General features: G+C 67.5%; 23 protein-coding genes. All 23 read right to left on the bottom strand.

What is annotated here, in order from left to right; all coding sequences use genetic code 11:
* Nucleotides 1-6 precede the first annotated feature (6 nt).
* Nucleotides 7-363: a phosphoribosyl-AMP cyclohydrolase gene (gene hisI, locus JOD62_RS14620; RefSeq protein ID WP_204939960.1), complete on the bottom strand. Its 357-nt coding sequence runs from the start codon at nucleotides 361-363 to the stop codon at nucleotides 7-9.
* Nucleotides 360-1,121, bottom strand: a complete 762-nt coding sequence (hisF, locus tag JOD62_RS14625) for an imidazole glycerol phosphate synthase subunit HisF (protein ID WP_204939961.1) — start codon at nucleotides 1,119-1,121, stop codon at nucleotides 360-362. Before hisF ends, hisI begins: the two co-directional genes overlap by 4 nt.
* Nucleotides 1,121-1,960: an ATP phosphoribosyltransferase gene (gene hisG, locus JOD62_RS14630; protein WP_204939962.1), complete on the bottom strand. Its 840-nt coding sequence runs from the start codon at nucleotides 1,958-1,960 to the stop codon at nucleotides 1,121-1,123. The genes hisF and hisG overlap by 1 nt, the downstream gene beginning before the upstream one ends.
* Before the next feature lie 40 nt (nucleotides 1,961-2,000).
* Complete coding sequence (locus tag JOD62_RS14635) at nucleotides 2,001-2,264, bottom strand: phosphoribosyl-ATP diphosphatase (RefSeq protein WP_204939963.1); 264 nt, start codon at nucleotides 2,262-2,264, stop codon at nucleotides 2,001-2,003.
* Nucleotides 2,261-2,953, bottom strand: coding sequence for a ribulose-phosphate 3-epimerase (gene rpe, locus JOD62_RS14640; protein WP_204939964.1), 693 nt, complete (start codon nucleotides 2,951-2,953; stop codon nucleotides 2,261-2,263). The genes JOD62_RS14635 and rpe overlap by 4 nt, the downstream gene beginning before the upstream one ends.
* 8 nt (nucleotides 2,954-2,961) lie before the next feature.
* Nucleotides 2,962-4,467, bottom strand: a complete 1,506-nt coding sequence (locus JOD62_RS14645) for an RsmB/NOP family class I SAM-dependent RNA methyltransferase (RefSeq protein WP_204939965.1) — start codon at nucleotides 4,465-4,467, stop codon at nucleotides 2,962-2,964.
* Nucleotides 4,464-5,381 (bottom strand): methionyl-tRNA formyltransferase, encoded by a 918-nt coding sequence (gene fmt, locus JOD62_RS14650; RefSeq protein WP_204939966.1) that lies wholly within the window; start codon nucleotides 5,379-5,381, stop codon nucleotides 4,464-4,466. The genes JOD62_RS14645 and fmt overlap by 4 nt, the downstream gene beginning before the upstream one ends.
* 54 nt (nucleotides 5,382-5,435) lie before the next feature.
* Nucleotides 5,436-7,397, bottom strand: coding sequence for a primosomal protein N' family DNA-binding protein (locus JOD62_RS14655; protein WP_271171563.1), 1,962 nt, complete (start codon nucleotides 7,395-7,397; stop codon nucleotides 5,436-5,438).
* Nucleotides 7,398-7,410: 13 nt separating this feature from the next.
* On the bottom strand, nucleotides 7,411-8,604 hold the full coding sequence (gene metK, locus JOD62_RS14660; RefSeq protein ID WP_204939967.1) for a methionine adenosyltransferase: 1,194 nt from the start codon (nucleotides 8,602-8,604) through the stop codon (nucleotides 7,411-7,413).
* 93 nt (nucleotides 8,605-8,697) lie between these two features.
* Complete coding sequence (gene rpoZ / locus JOD62_RS14665) at nucleotides 8,698-8,952, bottom strand: DNA-directed RNA polymerase subunit omega (protein WP_204939968.1); 255 nt, start codon at nucleotides 8,950-8,952, stop codon at nucleotides 8,698-8,700.
* Between the two features lie 75 nt (nucleotides 8,953-9,027).
* Complete coding sequence (gene gmk / locus JOD62_RS14670; protein WP_204939969.1) at nucleotides 9,028-9,936, bottom strand: guanylate kinase; 909 nt, start codon at nucleotides 9,934-9,936, stop codon at nucleotides 9,028-9,030.
* A complete protein-coding gene (gene pyrF / locus JOD62_RS14675; RefSeq protein WP_204939970.1) occupies nucleotides 9,929-10,777 on the bottom strand; it encodes an orotidine-5'-phosphate decarboxylase in 849 nt (282 codons plus the stop codon). Before pyrF ends, gmk begins: the two co-directional genes overlap by 8 nt.
* Nucleotides 10,774-14,061: a carbamoyl-phosphate synthase large subunit gene (carB, locus tag JOD62_RS14680; RefSeq protein WP_204939971.1), complete on the bottom strand. Its 3,288-nt coding sequence runs from the start codon at nucleotides 14,059-14,061 to the stop codon at nucleotides 10,774-10,776. The genes pyrF and carB overlap by 4 nt, the downstream gene beginning before the upstream one ends.
* Nucleotides 14,061-15,233, bottom strand: a complete 1,173-nt coding sequence (carA, locus tag JOD62_RS14685) for a glutamine-hydrolyzing carbamoyl-phosphate synthase small subunit (RefSeq protein ID WP_204939972.1) — start codon at nucleotides 15,231-15,233, stop codon at nucleotides 14,061-14,063. Before carA ends, carB begins: the two co-directional genes overlap by 1 nt.
* The gene (locus JOD62_RS14690) at nucleotides 15,230-15,736 is read right to left on the bottom strand and encodes a PH-like domain-containing protein (protein ID WP_204939973.1); all 507 of its coding nucleotides are present in this window, start codon (nucleotides 15,734-15,736) and stop codon (nucleotides 15,230-15,232) included. The genes carA and JOD62_RS14690 overlap by 4 nt, the downstream gene beginning before the upstream one ends.
* Nucleotides 15,733-17,037: a dihydroorotase gene (locus tag JOD62_RS14695; protein WP_204939974.1), complete on the bottom strand. Its 1,305-nt coding sequence runs from the start codon at nucleotides 17,035-17,037 to the stop codon at nucleotides 15,733-15,735. The genes JOD62_RS14690 and JOD62_RS14695 overlap by 4 nt, the downstream gene beginning before the upstream one ends.
* The gene (locus JOD62_RS14700; protein WP_204939975.1) at nucleotides 17,034-18,005 is read right to left on the bottom strand and encodes an aspartate carbamoyltransferase catalytic subunit; all 972 of its coding nucleotides are present in this window, start codon (nucleotides 18,003-18,005) and stop codon (nucleotides 17,034-17,036) included. The genes JOD62_RS14695 and JOD62_RS14700 overlap by 4 nt, the downstream gene beginning before the upstream one ends.
* The gene (gene pyrR, locus JOD62_RS14705; protein WP_204939976.1) at nucleotides 18,002-18,532 is read right to left on the bottom strand and encodes a bifunctional pyr operon transcriptional regulator/uracil phosphoribosyltransferase PyrR; all 531 of its coding nucleotides are present in this window, start codon (nucleotides 18,530-18,532) and stop codon (nucleotides 18,002-18,004) included. Before pyrR ends, JOD62_RS14700 begins: the two co-directional genes overlap by 4 nt.
* A 61-nt stretch (nucleotides 18,533-18,593) precedes the next feature.
* The gene (locus JOD62_RS14710; protein WP_204939977.1) at nucleotides 18,594-20,171 is read right to left on the bottom strand and encodes a Rieske 2Fe-2S domain-containing protein; all 1,578 of its coding nucleotides are present in this window, start codon (nucleotides 20,169-20,171) and stop codon (nucleotides 18,594-18,596) included.
* Nucleotides 20,172-20,256: 85 nt separating this feature from the next.
* On the bottom strand, nucleotides 20,257-23,202 hold the full coding sequence (locus tag JOD62_RS14715; RefSeq protein WP_204939978.1) for a DEAD/DEAH box helicase: 2,946 nt from the start codon (nucleotides 23,200-23,202) through the stop codon (nucleotides 20,257-20,259).
* A 55-nt stretch (nucleotides 23,203-23,257) separates the two neighbouring features.
* Nucleotides 23,258-23,668, bottom strand: a complete 411-nt coding sequence (gene nusB / locus JOD62_RS14720) for a transcription antitermination factor NusB (protein WP_204939979.1) — start codon at nucleotides 23,666-23,668, stop codon at nucleotides 23,258-23,260.
* 3 nt (nucleotides 23,669-23,671) lie between these two features.
* On the bottom strand, nucleotides 23,672-24,232 hold the full coding sequence (gene efp, locus JOD62_RS14725) for an elongation factor P (protein ID WP_204939980.1): 561 nt from the start codon (nucleotides 24,230-24,232) through the stop codon (nucleotides 23,672-23,674).
* A gap of 105 nt (nucleotides 24,233-24,337) precedes the next feature.
* Nucleotides 24,338-24,799 (bottom strand): type II 3-dehydroquinate dehydratase, encoded by a 462-nt coding sequence (gene aroQ, locus JOD62_RS14730; RefSeq protein ID WP_204940243.1) that lies wholly within the window; start codon nucleotides 24,797-24,799, stop codon nucleotides 24,338-24,340.
* Between the last annotated feature and the right edge of the window lie 45 nt (nucleotides 24,800-24,844).

Genomic DNA, 24,844 nt, shown 5'->3' on the forward strand with positions numbered 1-24,844 from the left:
CAGGTGTCAGTCGACAAGCGCCACGAAGGGTGCCAGGTCATCCGCGTCGAAGCACGTGCGTGTGCCGGTGTGGCACGCGACACCCACCTGATCGACGCTGAGCAGCACGGTGTCACCGTCGCAGTCGAGACGAGCCCCGCGCACGTGCTGCACATGACCCGAGGTGTCGCCCTTGCGCCAGTACTCCTGACGCGATCGCGACCAGTACGTGGCGCGTCCGGAGGTGAGCGTCTCGCGCAGCGCATCCGCGTTCGCCCATGCCATCATCAGGACCTCTTTCGTGTCCCACTGCTGGACGACCACGGCGACAAGGCCGTCGTCGTTCCACCGCACGCGGGACAGAGCAGCATCCACATCGGTCATCGGACGATCGCCCCCGCTTCGCGCAGTGCCTGCTTGACATCGCCGACCGTCAGCAGGCCTGAGTGGAAGACGCTGGCGGCGAGCACAGCATCCGCGCCCGCAGCGATCGCCGGGGGGAAGTCCGCGGCCTTGCCAGCACCGCCGGACGCGATCACCGGAACGCTGGAGATCTCACGCATCAGCCGGACGAGCTCGAGATCGAAGCCGTCGCGGGTGCCGTCGGCGTCGATCGAGTTGACCAGCAGCTCACCCGCTCCGCGTTCGATCGCCTCACGGGCCCACTCCACCGCGTCCAACGTCGTCTCCGTGCGTCCGCCGTGGGTTGTCACGACGAAGCCCGAGTCGGTGTTGCCGCTGCGCTTGATGTCGAGCGACAGCACGATCACCTGCGCGCCGAAACGGTCGGCGATCTCGTCGATCAGCGCCGGGCGCGCGATGGCGGCCGAGTTCACCCCGATCTTGTCCGCGCCGACGCCTTGCAGACGTGCGACGTCTTCGACCGAGCGGATGCCTCCGCCGACGGTCAAGGGCACGAAGACCTGCTCAGCGGTCCGCTGCACGACGTCATAGGTGGTGGCACGGCCATCGACCGTCGCGGTGACGTCGAGGAAGGTGATCTCGTCTGCGCCCTGCGCCGCGTAGTGCCGCGCAAGCTCGACGGGATCCCCCATGTCACGAAGGTTCTCGAAGTTGACGCCCTTGACGACACGGCCCGCAGCCACGTCGAGGCAAGGGATGACGCGAGCGGCGAGCGTCATCAGAGCCTCGCCGCGTCGATCGCGGTCACCAGGATCGCCCGCGCGCCGAGCGCGTAGAGATCATCCATGACCTGGTTGACACCGCGGCGCGGGATCATGACCCGGACGGCAACCCATTCGGGGTCACGCAGCGGCGAGATCGTCGGGGACTCACGCCCCGGAGCGATTGTCACAGCCTGATCGACCAGGTGCGCGGGAAGATCGTAGTCGAGCAGCACGAAGCGACGGGCGACCATGACACCACGCAGGCGACGCAGCAGCGTCTCCGTGCCCGCAGCGCCGTCGGGGCGTTCGATCAGCACGGCCTCGGACTCGAGAATCACCGGACCGAAGATCTCCAGACCGGCCTGACGCAGCGTGGTTCCGGTCGATACGACATCGGCGACCGCATCCGCCACGCCCAGGCGCACCGCGGACTCGACCGCACCATCGAGCTGCACGAGTTCGGCGTCAATCCCGCGGTCTTCCAAGAACGCGCCCACCAGGCCCGGGTACGCACTCGCGACGCGCACACCTCGGAGGTCGTCGATCGAGGTGAAGCGTCCGGGAGGTCCCGCAAAACGGAACGTGGATCCGCCGAAACCGAGCGGCTCGATCTCGTTCGCGTTCTGGCGAACGTCCAGCAGGAGATCACGACCGGTGATGCCGACGTCAAGGGCGCCGGATGCGACGTAGGTCGCGATGTCACGGGGTCGGAGGTAGAAGAACTCGACGTCGTTGTCGGCGTCGATGACGTGAAGCGTCTTGGGGTCGCGGCGACCGGCGTACCCGGCCTCCTGCAGCATCTCGACGGCGGTTTCGGACAGCGAACCCTTGTTGGGAACGGCAATGCGGAGCATGGGAATCTTTCTGATCGAACGGTCTACACGAGGGACTCGTTCACAGATGTCGGTAGACGTTCTCCAGCGTCAGGCCCTTGGCGAGCATCAGCACCTGCAGGTGGTACAGCAGCTGCGAGATCTCTTCCGCAGCGGCGTCATCGCTCTCGTACTCGGCGGCCATCCAGACTTCGGCGGCCTCCTCGACGATCTTCTTTCCGATGGTGTGGACGCCCGCGTCGAGCTCTCGAACGGTCCCCGATCCCTCGGGGCGCTCCTGTGCCTTGCGGCTGAGCTCGGCGAACAGTTCGTCGAAGGTCTTCACTCTCCCAGGCTAGCGGCTCGCGCGAGCTCTCGGAGCCGTGCGACAGCCGCCGCGACATCCTCGGCTCCATACACGGCCGATCCGGCGACGAAAGTGTCAGCGCCTGCCTCGGCGGCCTGGGCGATGGTGCTGTCGGAGATGCCGCCATCCACCTGCAGCCACACGTCCGAGCCGCGGCGACGAACCTCGTCGGCGAGTGCACGGAGCTTCGGCATCGTCTCGGGCATGAAGCCCTGCCCGCCGAAGCCCGGTTCGACGGTCATCACAAGGACCTGATCGAACTCGTCCAGGATGTCGTAGAGGCTCTCCCCCGCCGTTCCCGGCTTGATCGCGACGCCGGCGCGGGCGCCGATCGCGCGCAGACGCCGCGCCAGCGCAACAGGATCGGCGGCGGCCTCGAGATGGAAGGTGACACTGGCAGCGCCCAGTTCCGCGTAGCCCGGTGCCCAGCGATCAGGGTCAGTGATCATGAGATGAACATCGAGCGGAATCGGGCTCGTTGCCTGGATCCGCTCGACCATCTGGGGGCCGAAGGTCAGATTCGGCACGAAATGGTTGTCCATGACGTCGACGTGGGCGAAGTCCGCCGTCGCGATGCGCGCGAGATCAGCCTGCATGTTCACGAAATCCGCGGCGAGGATGCTCGGGTTGATGCGCGGAGCGGACGGCAGGGAGTGAAGATGCGACATGTGGCCCATTATGCGGTCTCCCCCGTCTTGCGCAGGAGCGCGAGGAACATCGCGTCGGTGCCGTGACGGTGCGGCCAGAGCTGCGCGTGTCCCGATCCGTCGATGGGTGCGGCGAGATCGATCGGTGACTTCGCCACGTCGACGATGGCCGCACGCGCATCGAGCTCTTCGATGTCGGATCGCGAGCGGAGCACCGTCTCGACCACCCCTGCGGTCTCGGCGAGGTGCGGCGAGCACGTGACGTATGCGGCGATCCCGCCGGGCGCGAGCGCGTCGAGAGCGTTCGCGAGCAGTTCTTCCTGCAGTCCGACGAGCTCCGCGACGTCTGCCGGGGATTTGCGCCAGCGCGCCTCCGGACGTCGGCGCAGCGCGCCGAGGCCCGTGCAGGGAGCATCGATGAGAATACGGTCATAGACGCCGGGCCGGGATGCTGCGAGCTCGCGCCCGTCCGCTTCTGTCACAGTGACGTTCAGGGGCACGGGACGCAGAGCCGATCGCACGAGTCGCGCGCGCGTCGGCACCAGTTCGTTCGCGTCGAGCGAGGCACCGTGTTGCAGCGCCTCCGCAGCGAGGAGTGCGGTCTTGCCGCCGGGGCCCGCGCAGAGGTCAAGCCAGCGTTCGCCCCTACGCACCGCCGCAGCGCCGACGAGCGCGAGCGCGACGAGCTGCGAGCCCTCATCCTGCACACGGACGCGACCACCGTGCTCCTCGACGATGGCGCGAGGATCACCGCCGCGCAGACCGTACGCGGTCGTCGCATAGGGACGCGGTGTCTCAGCGAAAGCATCCCGCTCGTCGAGCTCTGCCAGACCGGGAAGAGCGACGAGCGTCACCTCCGGAGCAGCATTGTCAGCCTCGAGCAGCGCGTTGAGCTCCTCCTCGCGGCCTTCTGCGGCCAGCGCCCGGCGCAACGCGCGAATGACCCAGACCGGGTGCGCCGTGCGCAGTCCGAGCCGTTCGTCATCCGAACGGGCCGACGCCTGAATGACGTCCACCCACTCCGCCTCGTCGCGCTCTGTGACCCGGCGCAGGACGGCATTGGCGAAACCGGATGCTCCTCGCCCCGCAACCTCGGAGACGAGGGACACCGATTCGTTGACGGCCGCATGCGCAGCGACGCGTGTGCTCAGCAGCTGGTGCACGCCCAGGCGCAGCGCATCCAGAACCGCAGGATCGATCAGGTCGACGGAGCGCCCGGCGGCGATCGCGATCACCGCGTCATAGGTTCCCTGCCGACGAAGTGTGCCGTAGGTGAGTTCGGTCGCGAGCGCAGCATCCGCGGGCGAGAGCCCGGCGTCCCGCAGCAACGCGGGCAGGACGAGGTTCGCGTACGCGTCCTCGGTCGCGACGGCACGCAGCACGTCGAAGGCGATACGTCGTGCGGGCTGGATGCGCGACGTCGATGGTCGACTCTGCCCGCTGCGGGATCCGCCGAGGCCTCCGCGCGTTCCTCTTCCCGAGGGACGACGTGAGCGATCCGAGCCACTCCCCTGTGCCCTGCGCTCCTCGCTCATACTCCGAACCTCACATCCGCCTTGAGCCCGCGCAGCCAGTCGGCTGCCGCCATCGCTCCCTTGCCCGCAGGCTGCACGCGCACGACCAGCAGCGGCGTCGTGGCCGTGCCGACGAGCACACCCTTCTTCGTCCCCTGCAGCTCACCGGGCTCCAACGACACCTCCGCGGCGTCGGGACGGGACATCTCCAAGACCTTCACGGCCTGCTCGCCCACGGTCGTATGCGCCCCGGGCTCACTTGTGACTCCCCGGTAGCGAGCGAAGATCTCCTCCGCAGGAAGCCCCCAGTCCAGGAGCCCATCCGCGTGAGAGAGCTTTGCCGCATACGTCGCTTCACCGACCTGAGGGACCGCCACGGCCGTCCCGGCCGCAATAGCCGCGACCACTTCGGCCGTCAGACCAGCACCAGACTCAGCAAGGGCGGCGAGCGACGCATCCGCCGTCGCCTCGACGGGAATCTCGAACGTGCGGCGCGCGAAGACATCACCCGCGTCCAGAGCCGCAACGAGCTGAAAGACGCTCGCTCCGAGTTCGCGGTCGCCCGCCATCAGCGCACGCTGCACCGGCGCGGCACCACGCCACTCCGGCAGCAGCGAGAAGTGCAGGTTGATCCATCCGTGCGTCGGCGTCTGCAGCAGAGGTTCGCGGACGAGACCTCCGTACGCGACGATCACACCGAGCTCCGGCGCGAGAGCCGCGATCTCCTGCGTGACCTCGTCGTCCAGGCGCGCCGCCTTGATGACCGGGAGGCCCAGCTCCTCCGCGACAGCAGCCACGGGCGAGGGCGTCAGCACGCGCTTGCGCCCCAACGGCGCATCCGGGCGCGTGACCACCGCGACCACCTCATGCTGCGCCGCCAGCAGACGCAGCGTCGGCACGGCCACTGCCGGAGTGCCGGCGAAGACGAGACGCATCGAAGATCCTTTGTTCGGTGAGTGCATGAGAGCGAGCGAGAAAACGGCCCGCGCTCAGAGATCGGGTTCGGTGATGTCGAGCCTCACGGAAAGCGTAGTCCGGCTCGTGCGGCCACGACCCCGACGGCGCCCTGTGGCCTCGGCGATCACGGCGGCGCGCAGCGCGGCGACCACCCTCGTGCCGGCCGCGTAGTCGAAGCGAAGAAGTGCGCGCTGCAGCTCGGGCTCGTCCTCGCGGGGAATCGGCCCCAGCACCGCATCGGCAGGCAGACCCACCTCAGCGACTGCTTCCAGCGCTCGTTGGACTCCCGCCACTGTCCCGTCGATCTGCGCGACGCGGGCCGTAGGCGGCATGTGCAATGGCGCGCGGGCTGCCAGCTCAGTGCGCGCGTACGCACCGTGGTTCCAGGTCGCGAGGGCCTTCGCCACCGGCCCGTCCACGCCGACGAGATGGATCGGCGCGCCCGGTGCGGCCAGAGCCGCGGCGTTGGACCACCAGCGCAGACACGACTCGCCGATGCGCAGCTCAGGCGCCTGCAGCATCCGCGCACCATCCAGCAGCACGACGGCGCGATAGCCGCCGACGGCCGGTGGCTCGGCCCCGCGCGTCGCGACAACCAGGGACGGGCGATCAGCGACGCTCTCGACAGGATGGTTGCCGTCGGCGACGATCACGCGGACGCCGGGGAACGCGCGCCCCAGTTCATCGGCGGTGCGCTCGGTGCCGGATGCGGCCAGACGCACCTTGTCCGAACCACAGGACGTGCACGTCCACGCATGCGCCGTGCGAGCGCACCAGCCGCAGACCGGTGCCGCACCCCGATGGCGCGCTCCCAGCGGACCGCCGCACGCGCGACATCGTGCCGGAACGCGACACTGACCGCACACCAGCGTCGGTGCGAATCCGGGCCGCGCGACCTGCACGAGAACGGGTCCCTCCGCTGTCGCCTCGCGCGCCGCGAGAAACGCCCGCGAAGGCAGCCGTTGACCGCGTTGATCGATCTCCTGCGGCGGGTCCAGGATCACCCGAGGAAGCACACGCCGCGTTGCGGTGATCGGCTGCACCCACCCCGTCGCGATGAGCCGCTCGACATCCGTCGTGCGTGTGTGACCGGCGAACATGAGCGCCGATCCCTCGCGCTCCTGGCGAAGCAGCGCCACGTCACGCGGATGCACGTAGGGTGCGAGCGGCTCGGCGAGCAGGTTGTCACCGTCGTCCCAGAGCGCGACGAGTCCGGCAGTGACCGGCGCGTAGACGGCCGAGCGATTGCCGACGACGATGCACGGCGCATCCTCGAGCGTGCGCAGGAAGGCGCGATACCGCAGCGGGCCGGACTGCTTCGCATCCAGTCGCACGATCGTGTCCTCCGGCACCAGGCCAGAAAGCGCTGCCATGACGCGCTCGATGTCGCGATAGTCCGGAACGACGAGGATCGCGGAGGCGCCATCGCTCAGCGTCGCGCTCGCCGCGGCCGCCAAGAGCTCCGCCCACTCCGGGTCTCCGGCCTCATTCACGCGTGGGATCGCCTCGACCGCGATGCGGGATCGTGCGCGAAGCGCATCCGCCAGCCCCTCGTACTCCCCCAGCACCGCGACCGCACGCCCCTGCGCCTGCGGTGCGACGTCGACGGGCGCGCTCGCCTGCAGGGAACCCGCGGCGAGCCAGGCCTTCTCCACTCGCACCTGACGCTTCGGGATCACAAGCCGCAAGACGTCGGATGCACGGCCGGCGGATCGGTCGGCGACGCGGCGCGCAAGGGACGCGAGCGACGGCGGAAGGACGGGAGCTGCGGAGACCACCGTGTCGATCTCCGACAGCGCACGGCTGTCGTCCTCCTCGATGTCGACCTCGACGACGTAGGCGTCGATCATCCTGCCCGCCGAGCGCAACGGCACGCGCACGCGCACACCCGGTTGCGCGTCCTCGACGAACTCCGCCGGAACGGCATAGTCGAAGAGGCGATCGAGCTGCGGCAGCGGCGAGTCGAGCAGCACCCGAACGATGGAGCGCGTCACGGGCAGCTCACCGTCAGAGCCCTGCGGCGCGGCGAAGCTCCTCCGCCCGGTCGGTGTTCTCCCATGTGAAGGTGGGGAGCTCCCGACCGAAGTGCCCGTAGGCAGCCGTCTCGGCGTAGATCGGACGCAGCAGGTCGAGCTCTTCGATGATCGCCTGCGGACGCAGATCGAACACGCTCTCGATCGCCCGGGTGATCACGTCGTCGGACACCGCACCGGTGCCGAAGCTCTCGACGTAGAGACCCACCGGACGCGCCACGCCGATCGCATACGCGACCTGCACCTCAAGGCGCTCGGCGAGCCCCGCCGCGACGGCGTTCTTCGCGACCCAGCGCATGGCGTAGGCACCGGAACGGTCGACCTTCGACGGGTCCTTTCCGCTGAACGCTCCGCCACCGTGACGCGAGGCCCCGCCATAGGTGTCGATGATGATCTTGCGGCCCGTAAGGCCCGCATCGCCCTTCGGGCCGCCCGTCACGAATGGACCCGCCGGGTTGATGTGGAACGTCACATCGTCCAGCGCCAATCCGGTGTCGGCCAGAACCGGCTCGATGACATGCTGGCGCACGAGCGCGCGCAGCTCGTCCTGCGAGACATCCGGGTGGTGCTGCGTCGAGAGCACGACCGTGTCGACGGTCTTGGGCGTGAAGCCGTCGTAGCCCAGCGTCACCTGGGTCTTGCCGTCCGGGCGAAGGAACGGCAGGATGCCCTCGCGTCGCACCTCCGTCAGACGCTCGGCGAGCCGATGGGCCGTCCACGCGGCCATCGGCATGAGCTGAGGCGTCTCGGTCGTCGCGAAACCGAACATGATGCCCTGGTCACCCGCACCGAGTGCGTCGCGCGGATCCGCAGAGCCACCTTCGCGGGACTCGTGCGCATTGTCGACGCCATGGGCGATATCACCGGACTGCTCCCCCACCGACACGCTCACGCCGCAGGAGGAGCCATCGAAGCCCATCTCGCTGGATGTGTAGCCGATGTCGTTGACGACGCTGCGCACGATCGTCGGGATGTCGACGTACGCCTCCGTGCGGATCTCACCGGCGACGTGCACAAGACCCGTCGTCACCAGCGTCTCGACAGCGACACGGGAGCCGATGTCCTGTGCGATCAGCCCGTCGAGGATGCTGTCCGAGATCTGGTCGCAGATCTTGTCGGGGTGCCCTTCGGTGACGGATTCTGACGTGAAAAGGCGCAGGGCGCTCATCGGTGCTCCAACGGTATGCGGTCGGGGGTGTTCCCAGTGTGCACGGAGCCGCCGACATCCTGGTGGACGGCGACGGCTCCGGAAGTGACGTGCTTACTCCGCGTGACGGATGCGGAGCTTGTCCTCGTTGATCTCGTGCAGAGCGATCGTGAGCGGCTTGTCTTCGACCGAGGAGTCGACCAGCGGGCCCACGTTGTCGAAGAGGTTGCCCTCGTGAAGGTCGGAGTAGTAGTCGTTGATCTGACGCGCACGCTTGGACGCGAAGATCACGAGCTCGTACTTCGAGCTGACACGATCGAGCAGGTTGTCGATCGGCGGATCGATGATGCCCTGGTTGCTACCGGCCATGTGGACCTCCTAATTCGGCGACACGTCGTCGCAAAAGATTCAGGCGAACGGTGTGCGCAGGCACACCGGATGGCGCTAACGCGCCGCAGCCTCAGACAATTCTACGACCTCGCGCGCCGCTGTGGCGACGTCCTGGTTCACAATGCGGTAATCGAACTCGTTCTGCGCCGCCAGTTCGACCTTCGCGGTGCGCAGGCGACGAGCCCTCTCGGCCTCGTCCTCGGTGCCGCGGCCCACGAGACGCTGCACGAGCTCATCCCATGAGGGCGGCAGCAGGAAGACCAGCGTCGCCGAGGCATCCGCGGCGCGCACCTGACGTGCGCCCTGCAGATCGATCTCGAGCAGCACCGTCTTGCCCTCCGCCAGCGCCTTCTCGATCGGCGCGCGTGGAGTGCCGTAGCGGAACCGGTTGTGCACCGTCGCATATTCGAGCAGCTCGTCATCGGCGATCATCTGATCGAACCGAGCCTCGTCGACGAAGTAGTAGTGCACACCGTCGATCTCACCCGGACGCGGAGCACGCGTCGTCGCCGACACCGACAGGTGGATCTCGGGATGCGTCTCTCGGATGTGCGTCGCCACAGTGCCCTTGCCGACGGCCGTCGGGCCCGCCAGAACGAGGAGGCGGCTGCGTCCGGCACGCGGCTCGGACTGCGGGAAGCGCTCGTCCAGCCATTCGCGGAGCACCGCGCGCTGGCGGACTCCCAGCCCGCCGAGACGCTTGACCGGCGAGATCTGCAGGGCCTCGAGGATGCGATCACGCTTACCCGCACCGATCGCGGGAAGCGCGGTCAGGAAGTCAGGTACGCGGAGCGTTCCCGCGGCCGAGGTCGGGTCTTCCGCCGCGCGGCGCAGCACCTCCTGGCCGGACACGACACGCATCGCGAGGTCGCGCTTGATCGAGGCACGCGCCCGTCGACGCTCGACGGCACGGCGCGCGGCCGCGACCCGGTCGACGTCCTGCGGGGGAACGGACTCAGCCATCCTGTGCACCTCCGAGGAGAGCTCGACGCTCATCGATCGCTGCGGCGAGTCCCGCAGGACCCGCGGACAGGACACTCCGGCTCTCACTCGCGATGACAGAGGGAGCCAGCGCGCCGAACAGCACATCACGGTCGGCGATCTGCGCACCCTGGAAGCCGAAGCCCGGCGCCAGGATCGGCGCGACAGGACTCAGCGTCTCGGGTACTCCGAGCACAGAACGGTCAACCGTCGCACCGATCACGAACCCATGAGACGCCCACTCCCCTGCGGGCGTGACCGCCGCATTGTGAGCGGAAACCGCGGAGATGATGGCACCCGCCACTGTCGCGCCCTCGTGCGTCTGCGCCGTCTGCACGGGCAGCGCCTCGGGATTGCTCGTCGCCGCGAGCACGAAGAGCCCCTTGCCGTGCTTGTCCGCGAGGCGCAGCGCGCCATCCAGCGCTCCGACACCCAGATACGGGTTCACGGTCAGTGCGTCCGCCTCCAGGGGGCTCCCGGGCGTGAGCCATGCCTCCGCGTAGGCATCCATGGTCGAACCGATGTCGCCGCGCTTCGCATCCGCGATCACCACGAGACCCGCGGCGCGGGCGGCAGCGAGGACATCCTCCAGCGCGGCGATGCCCGCCGAACCGAACCTCTCGAAGAACGACACCTGCGGCTTGACGATCCCGGCGCGACTCGCGGCAGCATCCACGACGCGCAAGCCGAACTCGCGGACGCCGGAGGCCGAGGCCTCCAGCCCCCACTCGCTCAGCAGGTGCGCATGCGGGTCGATTCCCACGCAGAGCGGGCCGTACGACGAGATCGCCGCACGCACCCGCTCTCCAAAGCGCTGAGTCACAGACGGGCCAGTCGGTCGGCCGCGTACTCCTGCAGGCTGCGTACGGCGAAGCCCTGATCGGCCGCATCCATACCGCTCACCGCGGCTCCCAGAACAGCCATCGTCGTGAAGAGAGCCTTGTCGGCGGCGACCGCCGCGGCGCGAATCTCGTAGCCGTCGGCGCGCGTCGCGCCACCGCTCGGGGTGTTCACGATGATGTCGATCTGGCCATCGTTGATGAGGTCGACGATGTTCTGCGCACCCGACTCCTGGGTCGCGCTGTACTTCTCGACGACCGTCACCTCGATGCCGTTACGCGAGAGGATCTCGGCCGTGCCTTCTGTCGCAACGATCGTGAACCCGAGCTGCTGCAGGCGGTGCGCGGGCAGGATGACCGCGCGCTTGTCCGCATCGGCGACCGAGATGAACACCGTGCCCGACGTCGGCATGCCGCCGTAGGCCGCAGCCTGGCTCTTCGCGAACGCCGTCGGGAAGTCCTTGTCAATGCCCATGACCTCACCGGTCGAGCGCATCTCCGGGCCGAGCACGGAATCGACGGTCTTGCCGTCTGCGGTGCGGAAGCGCTTGAAGGGAAGCACAGCCTCCTTCACGGCGACCGGAGATCCCAGCGGGACCCGCGAGCCATCGACCTCGGGAAGCAGTCCCTCTGCGCGCAGCTCGGCGATCGTCGCACCGACCATGATGCGACTCGCGGCCTTCGCCATCGGGATACCGAGAGCCTTGGACACGAACGGCACCGTGCGACTCGCGCGCGGGTTCGCCTCGATCACGTAGAGCACGCCCGCGCTGATCGCGAACTGCACGTTCAGCAGACCGCGGACGCCCACACCCTCAGCGATCGCCAGCGTCGCCGTACGCACCCGATCGACGTCCGAACGACCGAGCGAGACAGGCGGCAGCGTGCAGCTCGAGTCGCCGGAGTGGATGCCGGCCTCTTCGAGGTGCTCCATGACGCCGCCGATGTACAGTTCCTGGCCGTCGTACAGGGCGTCGACATCCAGCTCGATCGCGTCGTCGAGGAAGCGGTCGACCAGAAGGGGCTTGCCCTCTTCGATCACGACCTCACCCGCCGTGCGCACGAAGTAGTCGCGCAGCGACTCCGTGCTGTAGACGATCTCCATGCCGCGTCCGCCGAGGACGAACGACGGGCGGACGAGCACCGGGTAGCCGATCTCCTCCGCGATGGCGACGGCGCCTTCGACGTCGATCGCCGTGCCGTTGCGCGGCGCGACGAGGCCGGCGTCGTCGAGCAGACGCGAGAAGAGCTCGCGCTCCTCGGCGAGATCGATCGCCTCCGGGCTCGTGCCGAGAATCGTGTAGCCGGCAGCCTCGATCCCCTTCGCGAGGCCGAGCGGCGTCTGGCCGCCGAGCTGGCAGACGACACCGAGGATCTCACCGCTCGCCGCTTCCGCGTCGAGCACCTCCAGCACGTCCTCCAGCGTCAGAGGCTCGAAGTACAGGCGGTCGGAGGTGTCGTAGTCGGTGGACACCGTCTCCGGGTTGCAGTTGACCATGACGGTCTCGAAGCCGGCATCCGACAGCGCGAACGACGCGTGCACGCAGGAGTAGTCGAACTCGACACCCTGACCGATGCGGTTCGGGCCCGAGCCGATGATGACGACCTTCTTGCGGTCGGAGGGTTCGACCTCGGTCTCGCTGTCGTAGCTCGAGTAGTGGTACGGCGTCAGGGCCGGGAACTCACCGGCGCAGGTGTCGACCGTCTTGTAGACGGGGCGCACCGCGAGTGCACGACGCACCTCCCGCACCTCGGTCTCGTCGAGTCCGCGCAGCTCGGCGATCTGCACGTCCGAGAAGCCGTGCTCCTTCGCGTGGCGCAGCGTCGCGGCATCCAGCTCCTCTGCCGAGGCAATGATGTCGGCGACCTCGTTGATCAGGATCATCTGGTCGAGGAACCACGGGTCGATCGCGGTCGCCTCGAAGGCCTGCTCGATCGTCGCCCCCTTGCGCAGCGCCTGCTGCAGCGTCACGATGCGACCGTCGGTCGGCGTCTTCGAGATCTCGAGCAGCTCTTCGACGGAGCGCTCCTCCGGCCCCCAGTGGAAGCTCGAACCGCGCTTCTCCAGCGAACGGAGCGCCTTCTGCAGTGCGGTCGTGTAGTTGCGGCCGATGGCCATCGCCTCGCCGACCGACTTCATGGTCGTCGTCAGCGTCGCGTCCGCGGCCGGGAACTTCTCGAAGGCGAAGCGCGGGACCTTGACGACGACGTAGTCGAGCGTCGGCTCGAAGCTCGCCGGCGTCACGCCCGTGATGTCGTTCGTGACCTCGTCCAGGCGGTAGCCGAGCGCCAGCTTGGCCGCGAGCTTCGCGATCGGGAAGCCCGTCGCCTTCGATGCGAGGGCGCTGGAACGCGAGACGCGCGGGTTCATCTCGATGACGATGATGCGGCCGTCGACCGGGTTGATCGCGAACTGGATGTTGCAGCCGCCGGTGTCCACGCCGACGGCGCGGATGATGTCGATGCCGATGTCACGGAGCTTCTGGAACTCGCGATCCGTCAGCGTCAGCGCGGGTGCGACCGTGATGGAGTCACCCGTGTGCACGCCGACCGGGTCGACGTTCTCGATGGAGCAGACGACGACCGTGTTGTCGGCCGTGTCGCGCATGAGCTCGAGCTCGTACTCCTTCCAGCCGAGAATCGACTCCTCCAGGAGCACCTCGTTCGTCGGAGAGTCGTGCAGGCCCGCACCGCCGATGCGACGCAGGTCCTCTTCGTTGTAGGCGAAGCCGGAGCCCAGGCCGCCCATCGTGAAGCTGGGGCGGACGACAAGCGGGTAGCCGAGCTTCTCGGCGCCTGCGAGCAGATCGTCCATGGAGTGCGCGATGACCGAGGCCGCCACGTCTGCGCCGGCCTCGAGGACGAGCTCCTTGAAGATCTGGCGATCTTCACCCTTTTTGATGGCGTCGACGCGCGCGCCGATGAGCTCGACGTCGTACTTGTCGAGGATGCCCCGCTCGTGCAGTGCCATCGCGGCGTTGAGCGCCGTCTGGCCACCGAGGGTCGGGAGGATCGCGTCGGGCTTCTCCTTGGCGATGATCGTCTCGATGACCTCTGGGGTGATCGGCTCGACGTAGGTCGCGTCGGCGAAGTCCGGGTCGGTCATGATGGTCGCGGGGTTCGAGTTCACCAGGATGACGCGCACGCCCTCCTCGCGAAGCACGCGACACGCCTGGGTGCCGGAGTAGTCGAACTCGACGGCCTGACCGATGACGATCGGGCCGGAGCCGATGACGAGAACAGACTTGATATCGTCGCGCTTGGGCATTACTTCGCGTCCTTCTGGGAGATGTGCGCGACGACGAGATCGCGGAAACGGTCGAAAAGATAGTTGGCGTCGCGGGGACCCGAGGCAGCCTCCGGGTGGTACTGCACCGAGAACGCGGGGATGTCGAGAGCGCGAAGCCCCTCGACGACGTTGTCGTTCAGGCCGATGTGGCTGACCTCGACCTTGCCGTAGCCGTTCGGGCTGTCGAAGGTCCCCTCCAGCGGAGCCTCCACGGCGAAGCCGTGGTTGTGGGCCGTGATCTCGACGCGTCCGGTCGCGCGATCCAGCACCGGCTGGTTGATGCCGCGGTGTCCGAAGGGCAGCTTGTAGGTGCCGAGCCCGAGTGCGCGACCGAGCAGCTGGTTTCCGAAGCAGATGCCGAAGAACGGCAGGTTCGCGTCGAGCACTTCACGCAGCAGCGCGACGTGACGCTCGGAGGCGGAGGGGTCACCGGGGCCGTTCGAGTAGAACACCGCGACCGGTTCGACGGCCTGGATCTCGTCGAACGTCGAGGTCTGCGGCAGAACGTGCACGTCGAAACCGCGCGCCGCGAGGTTGTTCACCGTCGCCTGCTTGACGCCGAGGTCGATGACAGCGAGGTTGCCGATGCGCTCGCCGACGGCGGGCGTGAGGGTCGGGACCTCCACGGAGACCTGTCCGGACAGGTTCTGACCGGACATGAGCGGGGCCTCGGTGACGATGCGCAGCTGCTCATCGGCGTCGATGCCTTCGGCATCTCCCGAGAAGATCGCCCCGCGGAGGCTTCCCACCGAACGGAGGCGTCGGGTGACCGCACGCGTGTCGATGCCGCTGATGCCGACGATGTTGTCGCGCTGCAGCACGTTCTCGAGTGAGTCGGTGGCGCGCCAGTTCGACACGATGCGCGAGGGGTCGCGCACGATGTAGCCCTCGACCCAGATGCGACGAGACTCGTTGTCTTCCTCGTTGACGCCCGTGTTGCCGATGTGCGGTGCGGTCTGCAGGACGATCTGCCCGGCGTAGGACGGGTCGGTGATCGTCTCCTGATAGCCGGTCATGCCGGTGGCGAAGACGACCTCTCCGATCGTCGTGCCTCGGGCGCCGTATGCGTGACCGCGGAAGCGGCTGCCGTCTTCGAGGACCAGGACAGCAGGATCCGGAAGGCTCGAGGCCGTGGTGGTGGTGGCGGTCATGAGGATGCTCCCGTCTCGGGTGCAGCGCACAGGCGCTGGAGTTCAGTGATCACGTGGGTCGGGTCGCCGGAGACGACCCGCAAGTAGCTGTCGACGCGAGTGGACTCGTCCACCTGCCAGACGACGCGCACCAGTCCGCCGGGCTCGACGACTCGGTCGATCGCGACAGTGGCACGGTCGACCGCGACGAGGCGGTTGGATGCGAGGAACACGGTGGGCGAGCCGTCCAGGCTCAGGGCGAGGCCGCGATCGGTGATGACGGCTTCGCCGCGCGCGCGGTACGCCAGGGGCCGGATGGTGAGGCGCTCCAGCGGCTGGTCATGGCGGGTGGTCGCGACATAGAGAACCTCGTGCCGGCTGAGGACATCCGCATGCTCGGGCACACCGAGCGGCGCGTGCAGCCCGGAATCACGGCGGAGGCGTCGACGCCATGCGAAGAGCATCGCACCGAGAACCAACACAGCGGCGCCGATCATGACGGCGACGGCGGCTTCGTAACTCATCGTGCAAGCTCCTCGACGACAGCGCCGTTCGCGAGCGTGGCGTACCCGCGGTGCACGGTCCACTCCACCCGACCCGGCAGATCACGACCGAGGTACGGCGAGTTCACGCTGCGACCTCGGAGGTCGTCCTGCGTGAACGTGCCGCGCACGCTCGCGTCGTAAAGCGTGAACTCTGCGGGCTGACCGACTTCGAGCGGGGTGCCGTGTCCGGCCAGCGAGCCGATGCGCGCAGGAGCTGCACTCATGACGCGGGCCACATCCGACCAGCCCAGGAGGCCGGTCTCGACCATCGACTGGTGCACGACCCGCAATGCGCTCTCGAGCCCGACCATGCCGTTCGCTGCAGCCTGCCATTCGCAGGACTTGCTCTCGCTGGGGTGCGGGGCATGATCGGTCGCGACGATGTCGATCGTGCCGTCCGCGAGGCCCTCGCGGACGGCGAGCACGTCTTCTTCGCGACGAAGCGGCGGGTTGACCTTGAATCGCGCGTCGTAATCGCGGGCCAGCTCGTCCGTCAGCAGCAGGTGGTGCGGCGTCACCTCGGCGGTGACCGCGATGCCCCGCTTCTTGGCCCAGCGGATCAGGTCGACGGATCCGGCGGTGGAGAGGTGGCAGACGTGCAGGCGAGAGCCGACGTGCTCGGCAAGAAGCACGTCGCGGGCGATGATCGACTCCTCGGCCACGGCTGGCCATCCGGCGAGGCCGAGCTCTGCCGAGACGGCGCCCTCGTTCATCTGCGCGCCCTCAGTCAGGCGCGGATCCTGCGCGTGCTGGGCGATCACTCCCCCGAAGGACTTCACGTACTCAAGAGCGCGGCGCATGATCAGCGAGTCCCAGACACAGAATCCGTCGTCGCTGAAGACGCGGACGTTCGCGCGTGAGGTCGCCATGGCACCGAGCTCGGCGAGACGCTCACCCTTCTGGCCCACCGTGACCGCGCCGATCGGCTGGACGGTGGCGTATCCGGCTGCCTCGCCCAGCGCGAGCTCCTGCTCGACAACGCCGGCCGAGTCGGCAACCGGTGACGTGTTCGGCATGGCGAACACGGCGGTGAAACCGCCGGCGGCAGCCGCGCGGGTGCCGGAGAGGATCGTCTCGGATGCCTCGTAGCCGGGCTCGCGCAGGTGCGTGTGCAGGTCGACCAGCCCGGGCAGAGCGACGAGGCCTTCCACATCGAGCACGCGTGCGCCCGCGGCGGAGACTCCCGACCCGATCTCGGCGATGACACCGTCGCGCACGAGGATGTCGGCGCTCTGCGTGCCGAGGAGCTGCGCTCCGCGGAAGACGAGTGTCTCAGTCATGCGTTCGGGCTTCCCATCTCGTCTTCGTTTCGTTCTCCTGCCAGCAGCAGGTACAGCACGGCCATGCGCACGGAAACACCGTTCGTGACCTGTTCGAGCACCGTGGAGCGGGGGGAATCTGCCGCTTCGGCGGAGATCTCCAGACCCCGGTTCATCGGCCCCGGGTGCAACACAATGCTATCGCCCGTGAGCCGTGCAAGTCGTACCGGGTCGAGGCCCCAACGGCGGGAATACTCCCGCTCACTCGGGAAAAACGCCGCGTGCATGCGCTCCAGCTGGATCCGCAGCATCATGACCGCGTCCGGGTCCTCCGCCAGCGCCTCGTCGAGGTCGTACAGAACGCGAACGGGCCAGTTCGAGACATCCTGCGGAATGAGGGTCGGAGGCGTCACGAGCGTGACGTGGGCGCCGAGCGCCGCGAGGAGCCACACGTTGGAGCGCGCCACCCGAGAGTGCAGCACATCACCCACGATCACGATGCGGATGCCCGTGAGGTCACGACCACGACTGTCGGCGCCGAAGCGGCGCTTGCGGATCGTGAAGGCGTCGAGAAGAGCCTGCGTCGGATGCTCGTGCGTGCCGTCGCCGGCATTGACGACGCCGGCACTGATCCACCCGCTGGTCGCCAGCGTGCGCGGCGCCCCGGACGCGGGGTGCCGGATGACGACAGCATCCGCTCCCATCGCCTCGAGAGTCTGCGCCGTGTCTTTGAGGCTCTCGCCTTTAGAGACGCTCGATCCCTTCGCGGCGAAGTTGATGACGTCTGCGGACAGTCGCTTCGCGGCGGCTTCGAAGGAGATGCGGGTCCGTGTCGAGTCCTCGAAGAAGAGGTTGACGACCGTCTTTCCGCGCAGCGTCGGAAGCTTCTTGATCTCGCGCGACTGCGTGTCGGCCATGTCCTCGGCGACGTCGAGGATGCGCAGCGCCTCGGCGCGTGCGAGCGTCTGGGTGTCGAGCAGGTGTCTCATCCTTCGATCGCCACCTCGTCTATGCCGTCGTTCTCGGTGAGGCGCACGTTGACGCGCTCCTGCCGAGAGGACGGGATGTTCTTGCCGATGAAATCGGGCCGGATGGGCAGTTCGCGGTGACCGCGATCGACGAGGATCGCAAGCCGCACGACGGACGGACGTCCGATCGACTGCAGTGCGTCGAGCGCCGCGCGGATGCTGCGCCCGGAGAAGAGCACGTCGTCGACCAGCACCACGGTCTTGCCGTCGATGCCTCCCGCCGGGATGTCGGTCGGCTGCGGAGAGCGCGTCGGATGCTTCGCAAGATCGTCACGGAAGAGCGTGACGTCGAGGGCGCCGACCGGAACCCCTGTCTGAGCGATGGAGCCGATGAGCCCCGCGAGGCGATTCGCGAGAGCGACGCCGCGGGTCGGAATGCCCAGCAGGATCAAGTCGCTCGCGCCGCGATTGGATTCGAGGATCTCGTGGGCGATGCGCGTCAGGGCGCGCGCGATATCGGCTTCTTGCAGCACGATGCGTGCAGACAATGGCCACTTCCCTTCTCCGCCTCTCAGGACGGTGTTAAAGGTGGTGATGACCCCATTCTAGCTATACGCCGAGACGCATCGCCGCGTCCGTCACCTCGTCGACCTTCGTCGCTCGGATCGCGTGACCCGTGGTCGAGAGGCACTTGCCCGTCTTCAGGTCCCACTTCCAGTCGTGCATGCTGCACGTGAGAATGCCGTCCTCATCGACCTTGCCGGTCTTCGTGAGGTCAGCGCGCAGGTGCGGGCACCGACGCTGCACGACCCAGTCGCCGATCTCCGCGTCTTCGGTCTGGTCCGTCTGCTCGGAGTACCAGTTCTCGACGTACTCTATGCGATCCACCGAGAGGCACTTGAGGAAAGTCGTCAGGAACTCGTTGAACTTGCCGCTGCGACCGACCGAGAACTGCATCGAGAGGAAGATCGAGTTCGACCAGTCGATCTCGTGGTCGCGGATGTTCGTGGAGACGAGGTCGGCGGGGATCGTGTACCAGTAGATGCACTCTTCACCGTCGTACTCGCGCACCTTGGCGCGCGGGAAATCCACGACCATGTCGAGGTCGCCGATGCGGAAGCGCACGTTGCCGCCGACACCGAGGCGGATCGTGCGCGACTTCTTCAGCAGCGGCTCCCACCACGCCTTGATCGCTGCGAGCATCTCTGCCGGCGGGATGACGTCGGCCCGTGTGGCGATCTCGTCCTGGATCTCCTGCTGACGCGTGGTGCGCTGCGATTCGAGATAGTCCCACTTGTTGTCGAACATGTGGGCGATCTCGTCGTCGGTGTACAGCGACTGCGAGGTGGTCACCTCACCGTCGATGATGTCGACGACCGTTCCCGGTACGAACAGGTGTCCCTGGTACTTGCCGGGTGCCTGCTCCTCCATGTGCTCGAGGAACTGCTTCGAATCGGTGAAGATCGACTCGCCGTTCTTGCCGAAGCCGTTGAAGTCGAACAGGTCGTCGCGCAGGAACATCGGCGGACCGGCCATCGGGAACACGTGCGGAGCGCCGACCTTCTCGATGTAGAACATCGCGCGCTTGTTCTGCGCCTCGCGCTTGAGTCGAGCGAAGTTCTGCTTCGCGTCCAGCGGCAGGTCGTAGACCATCGGCCACCAGATCGCCCCGGAGGTCTGCGTGAAGTAGGCGTCGGGTGTGCCGAAATCGAGCAGCGCCTCCAGGTCGAGCGGGTGCGAGTCGTTCTGGTTCAGCATCGATCCCGTACCGTCGTCGACGCTCAGGGAGGAGTCGCCGATCGGGCCGTCGCTGGGCGCACGCAGGGGCGTCACCATGATCTTCAGCTCGCCGCGCTCGATCACCTCGCCCGCGGGCGCGTAGGTGATGTTGTTATAGCCGAGCGCGCGGATGTCCTGCTCGAGGTCGTCGACGGGGTACTCCGGAAGCAGCACCTCGATGTCCTTCGACACGTAGCGCTCCAGGAGTGCGGGATCGAAGTGGTCACGGTGGCGGTGCGAGATGTAGAGGAAGTCCGCCTTGCCGAAGCGCTCCCAGTCGAGACCGCGGTTGTCGGGGAAGGGGAACCATGACCCGAAGAAGGAGGGGCCGAGAACGGGGTCGCAGAGAATGGTTCCGCCTCGGGTCTCGATGAACATCCCCGCGTGGCCGAGCGCCGTGATCCGCATTGCTTCTCCTCCTGATTGAGCGTCCACGAGTCTACCTGCGGCCTGCTGTGGCTCTCCTGCGACGAGCCGTGAGAATGCGCTCGCCCTAGTCCAGCAGCCCGCGGATGTCGTCCGCGGTCAGCGTCTGCGCGAACAGGTTCTCGTCATCCATGACGGCGGTGATCAGGCGCGCCTTTCGCTGCTGCAGCGCGAGCACCTTCTCTTCGATCGTGTCGGTGGCGATCAAGCGGTACACGAGGACGGTGTTGTCCTGCCCGATGCGGTGCGTGCGGTCGATGGCCTGCGCCTCGGCCGCGGGGTTCCACCACGGATCGAGCAGGAAGACATAGTCCGCCTCGGTCAGGGTGAGCCCCACCCCACCGGCTTTCAGGCTGATGAGGAACACCGGCTGCTCCCCCGAGCGGAAACCTTCGATGACCGCAGGTCGCTGCCGTGTCGCGCCGTCGAGATAGGCGTACGGGATTCCCTCTTTCTCGAGCCGACGTGCGACGAGCGCCAGATACGACGTGAACTGGCTGAACACGAGCGCGCGGTGCCCTTCGGCCTGCATCTCCGTGATGCGCTCCAGGAGGACGTCGATCTTGCGGGAGCCGATCCGCGCATCGGTCTCATCGATGAGCCCCGGTGACAGGCTGAGCATGCGCAGGAGCGTGAGAGAGCGGAACACGATGAATCGATTGCGATCGAGATCGCGGAGCAACCCCAGGATCTTCTGCCGCTCGCGCTGCAGCACGACGTCGTACAGAGCGCGGTGTGCAGGACTGAGGTCGACCCGCAGCACCTGTTCCTGCTTGGGAGGAAGGTCGGGAGCGACTTCGTCTTTCGTACGTCGGAGGACCAGGGGTCGGATGCGACGCCGCAATCGCTCCAGCTGATGCGCGCGATGGGCACCGTTCTCGGCGTTCTCGGCGACCTTGCCGCGTTCGATCGGCTGGACGTAGTCGCGGCGGAAACGCTGGGCGGAGGCGAACAGCCCGGGTGCCACCAGGGACAGGAGGGCCCAGAGATCTGTGAGGCTGTTCTCCATCGGGGTTCCGGTCACCGCGAACGTCACATCTGCGCGGATGCGCGCTGCCGCGAGGTGCTGCAGCGTCGCCGCATTCTTGACGGCGTGGGCCTCATCCAGGATCAGGCCCGCCCACTGCGCCTCGGCGAAGGCGTCCTCGCCGAGGCGCAGCACCGTGTAGGAGGTCACGAGCACGTCGTGCTGCGCGGCCAGCCGGGCGATCGTCGCCGCCGAACGGGGTCGCCGTGCGACGACGCCCAGACGGAGGTCGGGGACGAAGCGACGCGCTTCGCGCACCCAGGTGTCCGTCACCGACGTCGGAGCGACGATGAGGAACGGACGCCGCTCGCCCGACTCGCGCGCGTGCTGAAGCAGGGCGAGGATCTGCACGGTCTTGCCGAGGCCCATGTCGTCGGCAAGGATCCCGCCGAGTTTGTGCGCCCAGAGAAAGGCGAGCCAGTCCAGGCCGTGCTGTTGGTACGGGCGCAGCGTCGCTCGCAATCCCTGCGGAACCGCGACAGCAGGCACCGCGTGCGCGTTGCGAAGACCTTCCGCCGTCGCCCGCCAAGTGATGGCCGGCTCTGCCTCATCGGCGAGGTCTTCAAAATCGTCCCAGAGCGCGACCTGATACCGGGAGATTCGCGGTCCGGTCTCCCATTCGGCGAGCTCCGTGCACTCGTCGATGAGATCTTTCAGACGCTGCAATGCGGGGTGGGCCAGCGAGAAGTAGCCTCCGTCCGAGAGCTTCATCTTCTTCTGGCCCTTGCTCAGAGCCGTGAAGAGAGGGCGGAACGGGATCGTCCGCCCCTCGATCGTCACGATCACCCCCAGATCGAACCAGTCGGGGTCCGTACTCTCCACCGTGGTGATGCGGATCTCCGGGTCACCGGCCAGCTCGTGATAGTTGCGGCGCTCCCCGTGGTACGACACATCGACACCCCGCTCCTCCAGCGCGGGAGCGATGTGGGCTACGAACTCCGCGGCATCCACGTCGTGAAGGGAGTCCGTCTCGATGAAGGCGGTGCCTGCCACGTCCGCCCACGCCGCTTCGATCTCCGGCCGCGCGGCCGTCTCAGCCGCCCCGTCGCGCACAGGATCGTCACCGGCGGCGAAGGGGAATCGCCCGTATCCCTCGTACCGCCACTGCCAGGCATAGGTCACGCGGTCTCCGGGCAGGAACCGCACGGCCAGAGCGGCCGTGGGCACGGGCAGATCTGGGAACGTCACGCCAAGACCTGCGCGGAGGACTCCGGCGCGTCGGAGACCCGGCGAGAGCTCGCGCACGAAGTCTGCCTCCTCTGCCTCGGGCACGTGGACGGCCACCGCCCCGATCAGGCGGTGCAGCGCCTCGGGCAGCATGGACTCCCCCAGATACAACGTCGCCGTCGCACCCTGCACGTCATACGCGTAGACACCCGTGTGGCCGACCGTACGCAGGAAGCGCCCACCCGCTCGTTCCCCATCGAACGCGGCTTCGGCGCGCAGGCTCAGCAGGTTTCGGGGGTCCCGATCGGCGACAGCGGTGACCTCGACGTGGCCCGCGAACACCAGCGCGACGTCGCGTTGTGTGGACACGAAAGGCACTCCGTGCGAGGCGGCATCCCTCAGGTGCGGCCACAGCAGGCGCGACTCGACCGGATCCAGCGCCAGCCAGTCTCCGGAGAGTCCCGACAGCAGCGAGTCGCGAGCGAGACTCAGCAGATCGCCGAACCAGCGCGACTGGGCCGGGTCGAACTGCGTGTTCGGACGCCGCACAGCATCCCACGACGCATCCGCCTGCACCCACGCCCCCGTGGACTGACTCTGGCGCAGCGGACGAACAGCGAGCAGCAGCTCCCCGGGATCTCGCGCAAGGTCACGCACGGTCGCCGACGTGGCGCGCGGAGCCGACCAGTGATGACGCGAAGCGTCGCGACGGCGCAACTCGATCCCGAGCGCCAACGGCGTGGTCGATGCGCGTGCGGACGGCGTCAGGGCACGCCAGGAAAGAGGCGCGGATGCTGCGGAGTCAGGAGTCGTCGACATCGCGGACGATCCTCCTCCACACCACCGACATTCGCGTCAGCCGACGCGAATGTCGTCAGTTCGCGCGAGCGACGCGCGCAAGCACGCCGTGCACGAACGCGCCGGAGTCATCCGTCGAGAACTCCTTGGCGAGTTCGACGGCTTCATCGATCGCAACGGCCGTCGGCACCTCGGGGTTGTGCAGGATCTCCCACACGCCGATGCGCAGCAGAGCACGGTCGACCGCGGGCATCCGCTCGATCTTCCAGTCGCGACTGTGCGTCGTGATCTGCTCATCGATCTCTTCGCCGTGGTCGACGATGCCGTCGACGATCTCGCGGGCGTAGCCCCAGGAAGCCTCACGGGCAGGCTCGCCCGCCGCGCGCTTCGCCTCGGCGGCGAGCGTTGTCGTCAGCGCATCGCCGCGCACATCCGAGGAGAAAAGAATGTCAAGAGCGCGCTTGCGCGCCTTCGTCCGGGCGCTCACGCCTTACTTCTCGCGACCAAGGTAGTCGCCCGTGCGAGTGTCGACCTTGACCTTGGTACCCGCTTCGATGAAGAGCGGAACCTGGATCTCGTAGCCGGTCTCGACCGTCGCGGGCTTGGTGCCTGCAGACGAGCGGTCGCCCTGAAGGCCCGGCTCGGTGTAGGTGACCTCGAGGATCACGGACGCCGGAAGATCGATGTAGAGCGGGTTGCCCTTGTTGAGCGCGATGGTGACCTGCTGGTTCTCGAGCAGGAAGTTCTTCGCGTCGCCCACGGTCGCGGCGCCCACGGTCAGCTGGTCGTAGTCATCCATGTCCATGAACACGAAGCTGTCGCCGTCGGTGTACAGGTAGGTGAAGTCACGACGGTCGACGTTCTCGATCTCGATCTTCGTGCCCGCGTTGTAGGTCCGGTCGACGGTCTTGCCCGACACGACGTTCTTGAGCTTGGTGCGCACGAACGCGCCACCCTTGCCCGGCTTGACGTGCTGGAACTCGATGACGCTCCAGAGCTGTCCGTCGATGCTGAGGACGACGCCGTTCTTGATGTCTGCGGTCGATGCCATGCGCGTGAATCCGTTTCGTGTCGAAGTATGAGTGGGCCGATCCGCGGATGTCACCGCGCAAGGCGGTCGCACCGAAGCGTCAGGATCGGAGCCCGACGGTCAATTCTACGGGATGAGTGCTGCCAGCTGCCGCACGGCCTGCGCGTAGCCGTCGATCCCCTGTCCGACGACGTGCACGGCAGCGACATCGGTCAGGTACGAATGATGCCGGAACTCCTCCCGCGCGTAGACGTCGGAGATGTGCACCTCGGCGAACGGCAGGGCGATCCCGGTCAGCGCATCGCGCAGCGCCACCGACGTGTGCGTGAGGCCACCGGGATTGATGACGACGGCCGCGCAGTCCTGGCGCGCCGCGTGAATCGCGTCGATCAGCGCGCCCTCGTGATTGCTCTGCATGGCACGCACCGCGTAGCCGAGAGCTGCGGCTTGCTCGGCGACCAGACGCTCGACATCCGCGAGCGTCGCAGTGCCGTAGACCTCTGGCTCTCGCGTGCCGAGCAGATTCAGGTTCGGACCGTTGACCAGCAGGATCCGGCGCCCCGGGCGATCCGTCAGCTCCCGTGCCATCTCGATCTCGTCGCCGATGGATGTCGTCATCGTGACGCCCGTCGG

The organism is Microbacterium keratanolyticum, from assembly GCF_016907255.1.
In the GTDB taxonomy this organism is placed as follows: domain Bacteria; phylum Actinomycetota; class Actinomycetes; order Actinomycetales; family Microbacteriaceae; genus Microbacterium; species Microbacterium keratanolyticum.